The 15,349-nt window shown below is 70.7% G+C and carries 10 protein-coding genes; 7 read left to right on the top strand and 3 right to left on the bottom strand.

Annotated elements, in window-relative coordinates:
* Positions 1 to 11 precede the first annotated feature (11 nt).
* From ADL25_RS18845 to cimA, 4 genes are all read left to right on the top strand, one after another.
* Entirely contained in the window at positions 12 to 1,061 is a 1,050-nt protein-coding gene (locus tag ADL25_RS18845; protein ID WP_059128929.1) for an agmatine deiminase family protein, read from the top strand.
* A gap of 341 nt (positions 1,062 to 1,402) precedes the next feature.
* Positions 1,403 to 2,017: a TetR/AcrR family transcriptional regulator gene (locus tag ADL25_RS18840; RefSeq protein WP_059128928.1), complete on the top strand. Its 615-nt coding sequence runs from the start codon at positions 1,403 to 1,405 to the stop codon at positions 2,015 to 2,017.
* A 314-nt stretch (positions 2,018 to 2,331) separates the two neighbouring features.
* On the top strand, positions 2,332 to 3,633 hold the full coding sequence (locus ADL25_RS18835; RefSeq protein ID WP_059128927.1) for an MFS transporter: 1,302 nt from the start codon (positions 2,332 to 2,334) through the stop codon (positions 3,631 to 3,633).
* Between the two features lie 282 nt (positions 3,634 to 3,915).
* Positions 3,916 to 5,520, top strand: coding sequence for a citramalate synthase (gene cimA, locus ADL25_RS18830; protein WP_059128926.1), 1,605 nt, complete (start codon positions 3,916 to 3,918; stop codon positions 5,518 to 5,520).
* Between the two features lie 58 nt (positions 5,521 to 5,578).
* Here the strand turns inward: cimA and ADL25_RS18825 are convergent, their stop codons facing one another.
* Positions 5,579 to 7,447: a ricin-type beta-trefoil lectin domain protein gene (locus ADL25_RS18825; protein ID WP_059128925.1), complete on the bottom strand. Its 1,869-nt coding sequence runs from the start codon at positions 7,445 to 7,447 to the stop codon at positions 5,579 to 5,581.
* Between the two features lie 248 nt (positions 7,448 to 7,695).
* On the opposite strand from ADL25_RS18825, the gene ADL25_RS18820 reads away from it, so the two are divergent.
* On the top strand, positions 7,696 to 10,719 hold the full coding sequence (locus tag ADL25_RS18820; protein ID WP_059128924.1) for a glycoside hydrolase family 3 protein: 3,024 nt from the start codon (positions 7,696 to 7,698) through the stop codon (positions 10,717 to 10,719).
* A 76-nt stretch (positions 10,720 to 10,795) separates the two neighbouring features.
* A complete protein-coding gene (locus tag ADL25_RS18815; RefSeq protein WP_059128923.1) occupies positions 10,796 to 12,142 on the top strand; it encodes a hypothetical protein in 1,347 nt (448 codons plus the stop codon).
* Positions 12,143 to 12,155: 13 nt separating this feature from the next.
* On the opposite strand, the gene ADL25_RS18810 is transcribed toward ADL25_RS18815, so the two are convergent.
* On the bottom strand, positions 12,156 to 12,596 hold the full coding sequence (locus tag ADL25_RS18810; RefSeq protein ID WP_059128922.1) for a MarR family winged helix-turn-helix transcriptional regulator: 441 nt from the start codon (positions 12,594 to 12,596) through the stop codon (positions 12,156 to 12,158).
* Between the two features lie 60 nt (positions 12,597 to 12,656).
* Between ADL25_RS18810 and ADL25_RS18805 the strand changes: the two genes are divergently transcribed.
* Positions 12,657 to 13,718: an FUSC family protein gene (locus tag ADL25_RS18805; RefSeq protein ID WP_059128921.1), complete on the top strand. Its 1,062-nt coding sequence runs from the start codon at positions 12,657 to 12,659 to the stop codon at positions 13,716 to 13,718.
* Positions 13,719 to 13,840: 122 nt separating this feature from the next.
* Here the strand turns inward: ADL25_RS18805 and ADL25_RS18800 are convergent, their stop codons facing one another.
* Entirely contained in the window at positions 13,841 to 14,443 is a 603-nt protein-coding gene (locus ADL25_RS18800; protein WP_059128920.1) for a YceI family protein, read from the bottom strand.
* Positions 14,444 to 15,349: the final 906 nt, after the last annotated feature.

Below are 15,349 nucleotides of genomic sequence, written 5' to 3'. Positions count from 1 at the left end.
GGACCCCAGCCATGAGCACCCCTGCTGCCGACGGCTTCCGTATGCCCGCCGAGTGGACCCCGCACGAGCGCACCTGGATGGCGTGGCCGGGCCCCAACCCGACCTTCGACGACCCCGGGGCCCTGGCCGCCTCCCGCGCGGCCTGGGCCGCGGTCGCCCGCGCCGTCCACCGCTTCGAACCGGTCACCGTGGTGTGCGGACCCGGCCGGTCGGCGGAGGCCGGGGCGCTCCTGGGTCCGGGCATCGACATCGTCGAACGCGATCTCGACGACGCCTGGATGCGTGACATCGGCCCCACCTTCCTCACCGACGGCAACGGCCGACTCGCGGCCGTGGACTGGACGTTCAACGGCTGGGGGGCTCAGGACTGGGCCCGCTGGGAGCACGACGCGAAGATCGGCGCGTTCGTGTCGGACCTCGCCGGCGCGCGGACGTACGCCTCGCAGCTCGTCAACGAGGGCGGCGCGATCCATGTGGACGGGGAGGGCACGGTGCTGCTCACCGAGACCGTGCAACTCGGCGCCGAACGCAACCCGCACTGGACGAAGGAGCGGGTGGAGGCGGAGATCCACGCCCACCTCGGTACCCGCAGGGCGATCTGGCTGCCGCGCGGCCTCACCGCCGACTACCCGCCGTACGGTTACGGCACCCTCGGCCATGTCGACATCGTCGCCGCCTTCGCCCGTCCCGGCGTGGTGGTCGCCCACCACCAGCCGGACCCGGCGCACCCCGATCACGAGGTGACGAAGGAGGCCATCGGCATCCTGAAGTCCGCCACCGACGCCAGGGGCCGCCGCCTGGAGGTCGTCGAGGTGGCGGCCCCGACGGTCCTGGAGGCCGACGGCCACTGGGCCGACTACTCCTACATCAACCACTACCTCTGCAACGGCGGTGTCGTGCTGTGCGGCTTCGACGACCCGCGCGACGAGATCGCGGCCGGGGTCTTCCGCCGCCTGTTTCCACGGCGCACCGTCACACTCGTCGACGCACGGGCGATCTTCGCTGCCGGGGGCGGGATCCACTGCATCACCCAGCAGCAGCCCAGCACGGTCCTCGGGTAGAACGGACGGGTGAACGTGATGCTCAGTTCCACCTGTGCGGGGCGGCCTGCCGAGGCGGTCCGCCGGCCCGACGTGGTGCACCGCTCTCCCGCCCGGGACGGCGATCCCGGCGCGGCCGGCCGGTGGTGCGGACCGGCGACTGTTGCCGGCTCCGAGCACCGGCCGGAGGTCTTCGGCGTCGGCGGCCACCGCGGTGCGAGCGCCCGCCACGCGGCACCGCGCCGCGGCCCCCGTGAGTCCGGGGCCGCCGCAGCGGCGCCCCGCCGCACGGGCGGACACCGGACCCGGCCCGTCCCGGACGCCGCCCGACCGGCCGTGGCGCACCACGAGGAGAGGACTGGATGACCCGCAGCCGCCAGGCCGCCCCGCCCCGCGAGGACGTCCTCGCCGCCGCGATGGAGATGATCGCCGAGCGCGGTCTGGAGAAGCTCACCATGGCGGCGCTCGGGCGTGAGGTCGGCATGAGCAGCGGCCATCTGCTCTACTACTTCCGCTCCAAGGACGAACTGCTGTTGCGCACCCTGGAATGGAGCGAGGGCCGGCTCGGCGCCGAGCGTGGACGGCTGCTCAGCCGCGACGCCCCGGCCAGGGACCGGCTGGACGCCTACGTCGACCTCTACGTTCCCGGCGGCCACCGCGACCCGCACTGGACGCTGTGGCTGGAGGTCTGGAACCGCTCGCAGAACGCGGACGACGACGCCCGCGACCGGCAGGCCGCCATCGAGGGCGCCTGGCACCGCGATCTGGTGGCCCTGCTGGCCGAGGGGGCCTCGAGAGGCGAGTTCCGGCCCGTCGACGCCGACCGCTTCGCGGCCCGGCTGCGCGCCCTCCTCGACGGGTTCTCCATCCATGTGGCGATCGGCCTGCGCGGCACGGACCGGGAGCAGGTCCTGCGGCATGTGCGGGAGTTCCTGGACGACGCACTGGGGGACCCGGCGCGCGCGGACGGCCGATAAGGCGCCCGGGTCGTACACCGGTGAGCGGCGCACCTGCCGTGGCCGCGCGCCGCGGCGCCCGTCCTGTGCCGCTGTCCGGAGCGGACGGGCCGCGGCCGCTCGTGGGCCCTGGCGGTGCCGGGCGCCGTGGGCGCCGGGGTTCGCGCGGCGCTGTTCGGCTCGACCGCCGCCGACCCGTGCCCGGCGACCCCGATGGAGCGGAGGGCATCTTCGTACGTCGGCCGAGGCGATCCGGACCGCCGTCGGTGTGAACGCAATGAACGAAACCCGAGGCGCTCTTGTCGCATCCGCGAACGCCCGGCACGTTACGGCCCATGGGACGAGAGCATTGGAAGAGGATCTGGATCGGCTCGGCCGGCAACATGGTGGAGTGGTACGACTGGTTCGTCTACGCCAGCTTCGCCACCTACTTCGCCGGGGCGTTCTTCCCGGACGGAAACCCCACGGCCCAACTCATGAACACCGCGGGCATCTTCGCCGTCGGTTTCTTCATGCGGCCGGTCGGCGGCTGGCTGCTGGGCCGGGTCGGTGACCGCAGAGGGCGCAAGGCCGCGCTGACCCTCACGGTCACGCTGATGTCCGCCTCGGCGGTCCTCATCGCGATCGCACCGACATACGCCGTCGCCGGATACGGCGGCGTTCTCGTGCTGCTCGTCGCCCGCCTGCTGCAGGGCCTCTCGGTGGGCGGCGAGTACGCGGCCAGCGCGACCTACCTCACCGAGGCGACCGACCCGAAGCGGCGCGGTTTCGCCTCCAGCTTCCAGTACGTGTCGATGACCGCCGGTCAGATCGTCGGACTGGGCCTCCAGATCGTCCTGCAGCGCACGCTGTCCGACGACGCCCTGCACAGCTACGGCTGGCGCATCCCCTTCGTGGTGGGCGCGCTCGGCGCCGCGGTGGTCTTCTATCTGCGGCGGAACATGCTGGAGACGGAGGTCTACGAGGCCGACGAGACCGGCGGTGAGGAGCGCGGCACACTGCGCGCCCTGTGGCGGCACAAGCGCGAGGCGTTCCTGGTGATCGCGTTGACCATGGGCGGCACGGTCGCGTACTACACCTACACCACCTATCTGACCAAGTACCTGTCGAACTCGGCGGGCCTGTCCAAGGAGACCGCGACCCTCGTCTCCTTCACCGCACTGATCGTGTTCGCCTGCCTCCAGCCGCTCGCCGGACGGCTCTCCGACCGCATCGGGCGCCGCCCCCTGCTGATCACCTTCGCGGTGGGCTCCACGTTCCTGACCGTGCCGATCATGACGATGCTCAAGAACGCGGGCAGCTTCTGGCCGGCGCTCGGCCTGTCCCTGCTGGCACTGGTCGTGGTCACCGGGTACACCTCGATCAACGCGTGCGTGAAGGCGGAGCTGTTCCCGACGGGTGTCCGCGCCCTGGGGGTCGCCCTGCCGTACGCCATCGCCAACGCGCTCTTCGGCGGCACGGCGGAGTACGTGGCGCTGTGGTTCAAGAACGCGGGCGCCGAGTCCGGCTTCTACTGGTACGTGGCGGGCTGTGCGGCCGTGTCCCTTGTGGTCTACCTCACCATGCGGGAGACCCGGGACCTCGATCTGACGCGGATGACGGCGTCCGAGACGTCCACCCTGACGACCGCATCCTGAGACGACGGGTGAGCGCGGGGGCGGAATGTGCCAGACTGCCCTCGTGCTCTCGTTCGCCATGATTATTGGCAGCAGGCGCGCCGGTCCGCAGTGACCGCCACGTACGACCAGGTACGGGCGGCCATCGTCGTCCTCGACCCGCGCGCAGACCTCTCGCACCCGCGAGAGGTTTTTCATTTTCCTGGCCCACCTTCAGCCGGGAAGCCTGCGCGAGGGACCATGGAGGGACGGTGGAACCGGTCATTCCGGTAGACCGAGATCCAAAACAGGAGCCTTCAGACCATGACGGAAACCAGCGAGCTCGACGACTCGTTCCACGTCTTCGACACGACGCTGCGCGACGGCGCGCAGCGGGAGGGCATCAACCTCACCGTCGCGGACAAGCTGGCCATCGCACGGCACCTGGACGACTTCGGCGTGGGCTTCATCGAGGGCGGCTGGCCCGGCGCCAACCCGCGGGACACCGAGTTCTTCGCCCGCGCCCGCCAGGAGATCGAGTTCCGGCACGCGCAGCTGGTCGCCTTCGGCGCGACCCGGCGGGCCGGCGGCAAGGCGGCAGAGGACCCGCAGGTCAGGGCGTTGCTGGAGTCCGGCGCGCCGGTGATCACCCTGGTCGCCAAGTCGCACGACCGGCACGTCGAACTGGCCCTGCGCACCACTCTCGAGGAGAACCTCGAGATGATCCGCGACACGGTCTCCCATCTGCGGGCCGAGGGCCGCCGGGTCTTCGTCGACTGCGAGCACTTCTTCGACGGCTACCGGGCCAACCCCGAGTACGCGAAGGCGGTGGTCCGTGCGGCGTCGGAGGCGGGCGCGGACGTGGTCATCCTCTGCGACACCAACGGAGGGATGCTGCCCGCACAGGTCCAGGCCGTGGTGTCGACGGTCCTGGCGGACACCGGGGCCCGGCTCGGCATCCACGCACAGGACGACACGGGGTGCGCCGTCGCGAACACCCTCGCCGCGGTCGACGCGGGCGCCACGCACGTGCAGTGCACGGCCAACGGGTACGGCGAGCGGGTGGGCAACGCGAACCTGTTCCCGGTGGTTGCGGCTCTGGAGCTGAAGTACGGCAGGAAGGTGCTGCCCGAGGGCAGGCTGCGCGAGATGACCCGCATCTCGCACGCGATCGCGGAGGTGGTCAACCTCACGCCTTCCACGCATCAGCCCTACGTGGGCGTCTCGGCCTTCGCGCACAAGGCGGGCCTGCACGCCTCCGCCATCAAGGTGGACCCCGACCTGTACCAGCACATCGACCCCGAGCTGGTCGGCAACACCATGCGGATGCTGGTCTCCGACATGGCGGGTCGTGCGTCGGTGGAGCTCAAGGGCAAGGAACTGGGCGTGGACCTCGGGGGCGACCGGGAGCTGGTCGGCCGGGTCGTGGAGCGGGTCAAGGAACGCGAGCTCGAGGGCTACACGTACGAGGCGGCCGACGCGAGCTTCGAGCTCCTTCTGCGCGAGGAGGTGGCGGGCAGGCCGCTGCGCTACTTCCGCACGGAGTCGTGGCGGGCCATCGTGGAGGACCGCCCCGACGGCACCCACGCCAACGAGGCCACGGTCAAGCTGTGGGCCAAGAGCGAGCGCATCGTCGCCACGGCGGAGGGCAACGGGCCGGTGAACGCCCTGGACCGCGCACTCAGGGTCGCCCTGGAGAAGATCTATCCCGAGCTCGCCGTGCTGGACCTGGTCGACTACAAGGTCCGCATCCTGGAGGGCAAGCACGGCAGCCACTCCACCACCCGTGTGCTGATCTCCACGTCGGACGGCACGGGCGAGTGGTCCACGGTCGGTGTGGCGGACAACGTGATCGCCGCGTCGTGGCATGCGCTCGAGGACGCCTACACCTACGGCCTGCTGCGGGCGGGCGTGGAGCCGGCCGAGTAGCCGGCCGGGCCGGATCGGGACCGAGGGGTGCGGGTGGCACCCCTCGGCCCCGCCTGGGTCACTGCAGATGCCACTTCTGGTTGGCCGCGCCCGTGCACGACCAGATCTGGGCCCGTGCCCCGTTCGCCGACGAGTTGTCGGTCACATCGAGGCACTTGTTCGCCGCGACGTTCACCACGTCACCCGTCGCCGAGTTGTACGACCACTGCTGTGCTCCGGTGCCGTTGCAGTCGTACAGCTGGACCTTCGCGCCGTTCGCCGTCGAAGCCCCCGCCACGTCCAGGCACTTCCCCAGGCTCTGTACGGACCCGTCGCTCCGCACCGTCCAGTTCTGGGCGCTCGTGCCGTTGCAGTCGTACAGCTGGACCGCCGTCCCGTTCGTGGACGAGGCGCCCGCCACGTCCAGGCACTTGCCCGCGAGCCCCACGAACGCCCCGGACCGGTCACCGCCGCCGGACTGGGTGCCTGACCAGGTGAACGTCGCCGAGGTCTTGCCCGGCAGCGAGTACGTCGCGTGCTGCGAACCCCAGTTGATCGTCACGGTCTTCGCCGAGGACGCGTCGTTGTAGGCGATCAGCGCCTTCGAACCGTCCGGGTTCCGCCAGGCCACGTTCGGCACCGCGGAACTCGCCGTGGAGGCGATGCGCTGCGCGCCCGGCCGGACGAACTTTGTCAGATGGCCCATCGTGTAGTACTCGACCGTGTAGTCGACCGTCCCGCTCGCACCGTCCCCGTTGTGGACCGTGATCAGTCCCGTGCAGGTACCGCAACCTCCGTTGTGCGGCCCCATGTTCTGATCCACCGCCAGCGACCACTTGGTCACCGACTTCGCCCAGTTCCGTGTGTAGTCGACGACGTTGAGCATGTCCTCGCGCTGCTGGTTGGCGATCCAGGTACCGCCGGAGTGCTCCGTGCCGAACGCGTCCAGTTGCGGGTACTGGTTGTGCACGGTCGTCTGCTTGGTGACGTCACCGCCGTACCCGTGCCAGGCGATGCCGCCGAAGTTCGGGTGCGAGCGGATCGCCGCGTCGTCCACCGTCTGCGCCGCGTACGCGTCGTAGGTGTCCCAGTTCCAGTCCTGCGCCAGGACCTTGGTCGTCAGGCCCGCCGCCTGGAGCTTGGGCAGCAGCTCGTTCTTCGTGAAGTAGGCGAGCCCGGACGCGTTCCAGCTCATCGACGGGTAACCCGAGCAGCACGTCGGCTCGTTCTGGGCCGTGACGTAGGAGACGGGAACACCCTGGTCGCGGTAGCCCTGGAGGTACTTCACGAAGTAGGAGGCGTAGGCGCCGTAGTCCTCCGCCTTCAGCCAGCCCCCGTTGAGCTGTCCGCTGTCCTTCATCCAGGCGGGCGCCGTCCACGGGCTCGCCATCACCGTGAGCGAGGGGTTGAGCTGGAGCGCCTGCTTGGTCAGCGGCACCACGTCCGCCAGGTCGTGCGCGATGGAGAACTTCGTGAGATTCGGGTCCGACTGTCCGGCCGGGACATCGTCGTACGTGTATCCGAAACGAGCCAGGTCGGAGGCGCCCATCGGATTGCGCAGGAACGAAAGGCCGATGCCCTCCGACGGGGAGAACAGCTTCCGCATCGTCGCGTCACGGGTCGACTGCGACAGTGCTCCGCTGCTGTTCATCAGCCAGGCCGCGGTGTCCGTGAAGGAGGCGCCACCGCCGGTGAACGTCTGGTACCGGGTGTTCTCGTCGACCGTGATGTTCTCGCCACCGCCTCCGGTGCCCGACTGGAAGGCGAACGGGGTCTGGGCCTGCAGTCCGCGTACGACATGGCGGCCGCCGGCGTCGTCGGTCGTGGTGAGCCAGGCCGTGACCTGCTCCCCGGCGGCATGCGCCGGCGCGGTGCCCGCAACGGTGAGCCCGGCCGTGGTCAGCAGTCCGGCCAGGAGCACATGAACCGCGCGCAGGGGTCTTCTCATGGTGCGCCGCCCTTCTGGGTGTGGGGGATGGGAGGCGTGCGAGGCGTGAGTAAATGACGGCGAAGGGGTGCCGTCAAGGGGGTGCGCGTTCAGTTTCCGAAGGAACAACGCCCTTGATTCCCAAGGGACTCAGGTCTGTACCTGTTCGGGTGTGAAGTCTTGACGCCTTCCCGGTGCACCAGTTAACTCACGCCGTGATCTAAGTCGTAAGCTCACGTTCGGGACCACGAGAGCCAAGGGGAAGGTCCATGCGAAGAACCGCCCTGCTCGCCTCCGCCACCCTGCTCACCGCACTGCTCCCGCTCACCGCCGCCGGTTCCGCGTCCGGCGCGGACGAACCGGCACCCGTCCCGGTGGACCGCTTCGAAGGCGAGGTGCCGTTCGCGAACCAGCCCGCCGACGGCATCTTCACCTGGGGCGGCGACACCGACGACCCGCCCGCCCTCCAGCTCAGCGATCGCGCGGACGCCCCCGAGGGCGCCAAGGTCCTCACCGGCACCTACGAGATCAGCGGCTACGGCGGCTTCACCCACGACTTCGCCGCAGATCAGCCGGCCCACGACTGGTCCGCCCACAAGGGCATCCGGTTCTGGTGGGACGGTCAGGACAACGGCAAGAAGATCGCTTTCGAGATCAAGGACGGCGGCGCGAACGGCGAGGCCTCCGAGCTGTGGACCACCTCGTTCACCGACGACTTCACCGGTTGGAAGCAGATCGAGATCCCGTTCACCGACTTCACTTATCGCACGGACTACCAGCCGGTCGGCGGTATCGACCACGTCCTCGGCCTCACCCAGATGTGGGGATACGCCCTCACCCTCCCCGTCGGGGTCAAGGGGCAGTTCGCCATGGACGACGTGGAGTTGTACGGCAAGGCGGACCAGTCCTTGCGGGCCTCCGTCACCACGGACTCCGTCGTCTACCCGGTCCGCGAGGGCGGTACGGCACAGGTGAAGGTCTCCGTCGCCACGACCGGCTCCGCCCCCATCGACGAGCCGGTCACCGTCGCCTACGAGGCGGGCGGCGGCACGGCCGCGTCCGGATCGGACTACGTCCCCGTCAAGGGAACGATCACCTTCCCCGCCGGTGCCGCCTCCGGAACCAGCCGGACGGTCCAGGTCGCCACCCGCAAGGACAAGGCCGCCGAGTCCGCGGAGACGGTGCCGCTCGAGCTGACCGTCACCGGCGCCAAGGCGCCCGTCGAGACCCCCGAGGTCGTCATCGACGCCCACGGGCTGCCCTACCTGGACAGCAGGCTGCCGGTGCGCAAGCGCGTCGCCGACCTGGTCTCCCGCATGTCCCTGGAGGAGAAGGCCGGTCAGATGACCCAGGCCGAGCGGGCCGGCCTCACCTCGCAGGGCGACATCGCGACGTACGCGCTCGGCTCGCTGCTGTCCGGCGGCGGCTCGACCCCCACGCCCAACACCCCCGAGGCATGGGCGAAGATGATCGACTCCTTCCAGCTGAGGGCGCAGGCGACCCGGTTCCAGATCCCGCTGATCTACGGCGTCGACGCGGTGCACGGCCACAACAACCTCGCGGGCGCGACGATCATGCCGCACAACATCGGCATCGGTGCCACGAGGGACCCGCAACTCGCGGAGAAGACGGGGGCGGTGACGGCGAGCGAGGTGCGCGCCACCGGAATCCCCTGGGACTTCGCGCCCTGTCTGTGCGTCACGCGCGACGAGCGGTGGGGCCGCAGCTACGAGTCCTTCGGTGAGGACCCGGCGCTCGTCGACTCCATGGAGACGGTGATCCAGGGCCTGCAGGGACGCGCGGACGGCCGGGACCTGGACCGCGGGGACAAGGTCCTCGCCACCGCCAAGCACTTCGTCGGCGACGGCGGCACGGAGTACGGCTCGTCCACGACCGGCTCGTACACCATCGACCAGGGCGTCACCAAGGTCACCCGGCAGCAGCTCGAGGCCATCCATCTGGCCCCGTACCAGACCGCGGTGGACCGGGGGATCGGCACGGTCATGCCGTCGTACTCGTCGCTCGACGTCCTCGGCGACGGGCAGGGCCCGGTGAAGATGCACGCCCGGGCCGACATGATCAACGGCGTGCTGAAGGGCCGGATGGGCTTCGACGGGTTCGTCATCAGCGACTGGAACGCCATCGACCAGCTCCCGGGCGACTACGCCTCCCACGTCGGCACGGCGGTCGACGCCGGTGTCGACATGATGATGGTGCCGTACACGTACAAGGACTTCAGCACGTCCCTGATCGACGAGGTGAAGGCGGGACGCGTCAGCGGCAAGCGGATCGACGACGCGGTCGCACGCATCCTCACGCAGAAGTTCAAGCTCGGCCTCTTCGAGCACCCCTACGCCGACACCAGCGGCGCCGACGAGATCGGCTCCGCCGCGCACCGGGCCGTGGCCCGGCAGGCGGCCGCCGAGTCCCAGGTGCTGCTCAAGAACGCGAACGGCGTGCTGCCGCTGAAGAAGAGCCAGAAGGTGTACGTCGCCGGGTCCAACGCCGACGACCTCGGCAACCAGACCGGCGGCTGGACCATCACCTGGCAGGGCGCGTCCGGTGACCACACACAGGGAACGACCGTCCTGCAGGCGATGCGCGGGGCCGGGGGGGACGTCACCTACTCCAAGGACGCCTCGGCACCGCTCAACGGCTACGACGTCGGCGTGGTCGTCGTCGGGGAGACCCCCTACGCCGAAGGCGTCGGCGACGTCGGCAACGGGCACTCCCTGCAACTGTCCGCCGCCGACCAGGCCGCAGTGGACAAGGTGTGCGGCGCCATGAAGTGCGCGGTGCTGATCGTCTCCGGACGTCCGCAGCTGATCGGTGACCGGCTCGGCGAGATCGACGCCCTGGTCGCCGCCTGGCTGCCGGGCACCGAGGGCGACGGTGTCGCCGACGTGCTCTACGGCAAGCGCCCGTTCACCGGACAGCTCCCCGTGACCTGGCCGAAGTCGGAGTCGCAGCTGCCGATCAACGTCGGTGACGCGTCGTACGACCCGCAGTTCCCGTACGGCTGGGGACTGACCACGCTCACCAGGGTCCCCGAAGGGAACGCGGTGACCCTGAAGGCGCTGGCGGTCGCGGCGGCCGTGGCCGAACGGGCGGGCTCCGCGCAGGCGGGCCGCGACATCGTCACCAAGGCCCGGCTGCTCGTCCAGCAGAAGGTGGGTTCCGCACTCACCGCGTCGGTGGCCGCACCGTTCGCGGACGCGGACCATCTGCTGCTGACCGGGAAGTACGCGGCGGCGGTGGCGAAGCTGACCGAGGCGTACCGGGCGGCCGGCTGACCCGCACCGGGAGGGGACGGTGGACTCCGCCCCCTCCCGGACGACCCGTTCCGCCACGTTCGGGTAGCGTCGAAGTATGAAGGTCGTACTGGTCAAAGGGCTCGCCGTACCGCTGGTCGCCCTGCTCATGGCGGCCCTGACGGTGCTGTACGGAGGTGTGCCGCGCGCAGAGGCGGCCACGGACGTCTCGACCGTCGCCACGGCGCTGCGCAAGGGACCGGTCTACATCGATCCGGCGGCCTCCGGACAGCTGTCCGCCCGGGACGCGGACGCCCTTGCGAAGAAGATCGAGGACGCCGGCAAACCGGTCTTCGTGGCCGTCCTGCCCGCCGGCTACCCCACGCAGAACCTCTTCGCGGACCTCCGTACGGCCACCGGCATCACCGGTCTCTACGCGATCCGCCTCGGCGACCGCTTCGATGCCCGGGCCGACTCCTCGGTGCTGCCCCGCACCGCGGTGCAGAACCTGGTCACCAGCGTGCAGGGCGAGTCCGTCAAGGCTCAACTGGACGACTTCACCGACCGGGCGCTCGCCAACGTGGGCGGCCGTGCCCCGTCGTCCTGGGGCGGCTCGGCCCGCGACGGCGGGGTCTCCTCCACCGCGCTGATCACGGTGGCCGTGGTGCTCGTGGCCGGCGCCACGGGGGCCTACGCGCTGGTGCGGCGCAACCGGCGCCGCCGTGACGAGGAGCAGCGGGCCGCGCTGGAGAAGCTGCGGGTCGTGGTCGACGAGGACATCACGGCCTTCGGCGAGGAACTGGACCGGCTCGACTTCCATCCAGGCGAGCAGGGCGCGGACGACGCGATGCGCGAGGACTACGAACGGGCGCTGAACGCGTACGACCGGGCCAAGTCGGCCATGGCCGCGGCGCAGCGCCCGGAGGACGTGAAGGGCGTCACCCAGGCGCTCGAGGACGGCCGCTTCTCGCTGGCGGTGCTCGCCGCCCGTCGGGAGGGCCGCGCACTGCCCGAACGCCGGCCTCCCTGCTTCTTCGACCCGCGCCACGGCCCGTCCGTCGCCGACGCCACCTGGACGCCGGCGGGTGGCGCCGCGCGCGAGGTCCCGGTCTGTGCGGCGGACCGGGCGCGGCTGGCCGACGGCCGCGATCCCGCGATCCGTGAGGTGGAGACGGAGTACGGCCGCCGTCCGTACTGGGACGCGGGTCCCGCGTACGGGCCCTGGGCGGGCGGCTACTTCGGCGGCGGCATCCTGCCCGGTCTGCTGGTCGGCACGCTGCTGGGCAGCATGATGGCCACGCCGTCCTACGCGGCCGACTACGGCGCGGGGTACGGCGATTTCGGCGGCTACACGGGAGGAGACGTCTCGGGCGCCGACTTCGACCCCGGCGATTTCGGCGGCGGCTTCGGCGACGGCGGGGCGGGGGACTTCGGCGGCGGGGACTTCGGGGGCGGAGACTTCTGAACCGGCCGGGGGCTCACGGCCGGTCGCCGGTCGGGTCCCCATGCGCGAGCCGCTCCATGATCGCGCTCGCCAGGACGAGCACACCGCGCTCGGTCTCGCCGAGCGAGGCGAGGGCCCCGGCGAGCCAGGCGTCCCGGTCGGCCATGTCCCGCTCCAGCGCACGGAGGCCGGTCTCGGTGAGCCTCAGCACGGACCGACGCCGGTCGACGGTACCGGCCTCGCGCGCGATCAGCCCCTCGGCCTCGAGCTCGGCGAAGACCCGGGTCAACGACTGCGGCCGCTGCCGCTCGGCCCCGGCGATCTCGCCGGGCGTCGCATGCCCGTGTCGGCTCAGATGCCCGAGCACGCCCAGTTCGTTGGGGCTGAGACTCCCCTCACCGCGCTCCTGCCGCAGACGGCGGCCGAGTCGCACGACGCCGCGTCGGACCGCCGCGGCTTCCGCAAGGTGCTCCATGGGTGACATCGTACGCAGTTCGAACTACTTTCTTCTTCCATCGGGCCGTAGCATCGAGGCGTGACCGCCAAACTGATACGCAATGCGTATGAAGCGGCCCTGACGATGACGGCCGTGCTGCTCTGCTGGGGTGCCGCCCTCCGGCTCGAGGGTGCCGCCGGACTGCACACGGACGTCCTCGGCCTGGCGGTCGCCCTGACCCTCACCCTCGCATCCACCCAGCGGACCGCGGACGCCCGCCGCCGGCTGACCGCACTCGCGCTGCTGCCGGCGACGGCGGCGGTGGCCGCGCTCGTCGCCCGGCTGATCGCGGAGGACTACGCCATCGGCGCCGTCGTCTTCACGGCGGGCCTGTCCCTGGCCATCTGGATCCGCCGCTACGGTCCCGCGGCGACCAGGGCCGGCACCCTGGTGACGCTGCCGCTCGTGGCGCTCCTGGTCGTCCCGGGCCCTGCGTTGCCGCCCGAGGCGCAGCGCGGGGCGGCGGGCTGGTTCTGGTCGGCGGTGATCGGTGTACTGGCCTGCTGCTGTGTCTGGCTGGTGCAGTGGGCGGGGGACCGCTTCGGCCCCTGGCGCGCGGAGCACCGCCCGGTCCCTCCTCGGCGCGACTCCCGGCTGCGTCCCCGGCCCAGCACCCGCATGGCCCTCCAGCTGGCCGCAGCGGTGGCGGCCGCCTTCGCTCTCGGGTGGCTGTTCTTCGGTCACCACTGGCCATGGCTGGTGCTGACCGCGTATGTGGCGGCAAGCGGCAATCGGGGGCGAACGGACGTGCTGCGCAAGGGAGTCGAGCGGTTCCTCGGCGCGTCCGGGGGAACGCTGCTGGCCACCGCGGTGGCGGCGGCCGGGATCACCGGACGGGCCTCGGTGGTGGTGATGTTCGCGGTCCTCGCGGTCGCCCTGTGGCTGCGCCCGCTCAACTACGCGTACTGGGCGGCCGGCATGACCACCGCCCTCTCGCTCCTGCTGGGTTACTTCGGCCAGGACGCCGGAAGCCTGCTGCCCACCCGGCTGGCGGCCATCGCCGTCGGTGCGCTGTTGTCGGTGGCCGCGGCCTGGTGGCTGCTGCCCGTCCCGAAGAGGCGCGCGGCGACCGGTGCACGCCGCCGGGTCGCGCCGCAGTAGTCGGGGCGGTGCGAGGGCGGGCACCCGCGAACGCCGACGGCCCGCCCCCCGGTCGCGGGGCGACGGAGGACGGGCGCGTCGGGCCGGCCGTCCGGAAGGGGGCGCGGCGAGGCCGGCGGGTGTTACGCCTGCTTGATCGCCGAGATGTCGAAGACCAGCTTGATCTTGTCCGAGACCAGCACGCCACCCGTCTCGAGAGCGGCGTTCCAGGTCAGGCCCCACTCCGAGCGCACGATCTCCGACTTGCCTTCGAAGCCGATGCGCTCGTTGCCGAACGGGTCCTTGGCGGCGCCGTTGAACTCCAGGTCGATGGTGATCTGCTTGGTCGTGCCGAGAATCGTGAGGTCACCGGTGATCCGGTAGTCCTCGCCACCCAGGGCCTCGGCCTTGGTGGAGCGGAACGTCATCTCGGGGTGCTCGTCGGTCTTGAAGAAGTCGGCGCTCTTCAGGTGGCCGTCGCGGTCCGCGGAGCCCGTCTCGATGCTGTCCATCTTGACGTCGATCGTGGCGGTGGACTTCGACGGGTCCGAGCCGTCCAGGTTCAGCGTGCCTTCGAACTCCTGGAAGCCGCCCTTGACGTTCGTGACCATGGCGTGGCGGGCCACGAAGCCGATCGTGCTGTGGGACGGGTCCACCGTGTACGTGCCGGTCAGCGCGGCGAGGTCGGGGTTCACCGCTGCGGGGGTGCTGGTGGTGTCGGTGTTCTTGCGGCCGAAGATGCCCATGACGTGCTCCTTGGGGGGACGGTAGGTCAGCGATCCTGAAGATGTTCAATCTTCAACGATGGCAACATGGATGACCGTAGACCTATTCCATTCAACTTTCAACATCATCCGGCCTGTGTCGCGGGCGTCACGTCCTGCGGCGCCGCGGGCGCCGGCTCGGCCCGTCCGCGGTGCGTCCGCCCGCCCGGACCCCGGCCGCGCGACCGACGGTCGGCGTCCGGCCTCGGCCCACGACGGCGAAATCCCGTACGGAGCCGCGGAGTTCGGCACCTTACAGGTACACCGATCCGCGGTCACCCCGGACCGGATCCCGTCCGGGTCGGATGGGGTCTGGACCCGCCCGTCCGCCGGTTCCCGCGGACGGGTACCGTGTGCGCGCCGGATGGCCGGTGTGGGTGTGCCCATTCGCGACAGTACGCCGGACCCCTGGGTGCGTCACCCGTTCGGATGAATCCTGGGAAGATCGTCGGTGGACCCCGGGTACGGTCGCCGTGAACGCCGGTTCGACCGTCCGGGTCGCGCCGGACGAGCCGCCGTTCGGGGTTCGGTGTCACTCCGGGGATGGCATGTGCGATCCCTCAATGTGAGCCGGCTCTCGGGTGAGCGTTTTGTGAAATCTCCACAACGCTCAGGCCCTCCAAGCAGTCAGATCGACTGCATCCGGCCCGGAATCTGTTCAGTGGTACCAGGAAAACGGGCCGGAGACTGTACGGAGTCGACGGCCCTCTTTGCTTGGTGGACTTCGTAAGGTCGCTACATGACCGTTTTGGACGAGGCTGTAGATTCCGGAAGCGAGCCCACGGATGCGCGCGGGCGGGTGGCGGAGCTGCACGAGATCCGTGCGCAGGCTGTGGCCGGGCCCAGTGAGAAGGCGACCGAGGCGCAGCATGCCAAGGGCAAGCTGAC

The organism is Streptomyces sp. NRRL F-5122 (genome assembly GCF_001507435.1).
Taxonomy (GTDB): Bacteria; Actinomycetota; Actinomycetes; order Streptomycetales; family Streptomycetaceae; genus Streptomyces; species Streptomyces lannensis.
This window is presented reverse-complemented; position numbering and strand designations above follow the sequence as displayed.